Below are 1,545 nucleotides of genomic sequence, written 5' to 3'. Positions count from 1 at the left end.
GCTTGCGCGCCGCGCTTGCCGTGTTCGTCCCAGGCCGACAGCGGCGCGACGCGAATGCCGCGTTGCAGGCGGCGCACCGCCGCGATATCGCCGCCGCCGCGCGTCTGGATGCGCGCGAGGAACCAGACGTAGCGCGTGCTCACTTCGATGCGCTTGACGCGCGCGGGCAGCGTGCCTTGCCAGCCGGCCGGCACGAACGCAATCGTTTGCGCCTTCTGACCGGCAACGCGCTCCTTCGGCGGCGCGGCCGTCGACCAGACCACGTTGGTCCACATGTCGAGCGCGCGGGCGTCCATATAGCGGCCGTGGGTGTCGGGCAGCGCGACGATGACCGGCTCCCGGCTCACGTCGAACCAGCCGGACGAGGCCAGCGTGTCGAGATTCGGCTCGGGCGGGCTGGAGGCGCCGACGGGCGGCAGCGATTGCGCATGGCGCAGCGTGTTCGGCTCGGCCTGACCGGGCGCGCTGCCGGTGGCGGCTTCGCGCGAGACGTCCATCAGCACGAGCGGATAGCCGAACACGTAGGAATCCGACACCTCGTCCTTGACCCAGCCGTTGCTCTTGGGCGCGACGCCCGCGGGCGCGGACGCGCAACCGGCGATCAGCGCAATCCCCGCCAGCGCGGCGCAGGTGCGGAAAAAGGGAAACTCTCGGCGTTTTCTTTTCATTTCTAGATAGGTGCGAAGCAGGGGCGGTCCATGAAGTGACGTCGACCGGCTTCCGACGCGGCGCGCGGCCCCCCCAGGGCCGTGGTCTCGTGCGCGCAGCAAGGTGCCAATGCCGCCGGGTGGTATCGTATCGCCCGCGCCTTGCCGTGAAAAGTCTGACGGAAGGAAATATGCTTTAACGGGCGACGGGGGATCGAGGGAAGCCTTGACCTTCCCATCATGGGAACGTAGATACTGCGTCAAGTCGAACCGTCATTGCGCGTGCTCACGTTCGCGCCCCAACATCATGAACGAACCTCTCGTTGCCGACAGCGCCGCCGCCAGCCGCGTCGCCGAGCTTGAAATCCACGGCATGACCTGCGCCTCGTGCGCGATGCGGGTGGAAAAAGCGCTCGCGAAAGTGCCGGGCGTCACGCGCGCGTCGGTGAATCTCGCGACGGAAAAAGCCACCGTCGATGCCAGTGTCGATGCCGAAGGCGGTCAGGCTGCCGCCTCGGCCTTCGTCGATCGCCTCGTGGCCGCCGTCGAAAAAGCCGGCTACGAAGCCGCGCCCCTCGTCGACGAAAATCTCGCATCGGCCGATAACGACGCCGATTCTCCGGCAATCGCCCATTTCGCCATCGGCGGCATGACCTGCGCCGCCTGTTCGAACCGCGTCGAGAAAGTGCTTGCGAAAGTGCCTGGCGTGGCGAGCGTCAGCGTGAATCTGGCGACCGAAGAGGCCGCCGTCACGCTGAACGGGCCGCTTTCGGGCGAAATGAACGATCAACTCGTCGCCGTCGTGAAAAAGGCCGGCTACGAGGCCACGCCGATCATCAAGGACGCGCCCGCCGGGTCCGCGGCCCACGCCGCCACGGATTCGGCCGCCCACGGCGGC

The 1,545-nt window shown here is 67.7% G+C and carries 2 protein-coding genes; one reads left to right on the top strand and one right to left on the bottom strand.

Going from position 1 to position 1,545, the window contains the following annotated elements; translation table 11 throughout:
* Window positions 1-668, bottom strand: a 668-nt coding sequence (locus G3N97_RS38650; protein WP_205997979.1) for a DUF1254 domain-containing protein, incomplete at its 3' end; no start/stop codon positions are given.
* A gap of 286 nt (window positions 669-954) precedes the next feature.
* Here G3N97_RS38650 and G3N97_RS38645 point away from each other — a divergent pair.
* Window positions 955-1,545, top strand: a 591-nt coding sequence (locus G3N97_RS38645) for a copper ion binding protein (protein ID WP_205997978.1), incomplete at its 3' end; no start/stop codon positions are given.

The organism is Paraburkholderia sp. Ac-20347 (assembly GCF_017104805.1).
Taxonomy (GTDB): Bacteria; Pseudomonadota; Gammaproteobacteria; order Burkholderiales; family Burkholderiaceae; genus Paraburkholderia; species Paraburkholderia tropica.
The sequence above is the reverse complement of the archived record's forward strand: the minus strand, read 5'-3'. Positions and strand labels throughout refer to the sequence as shown.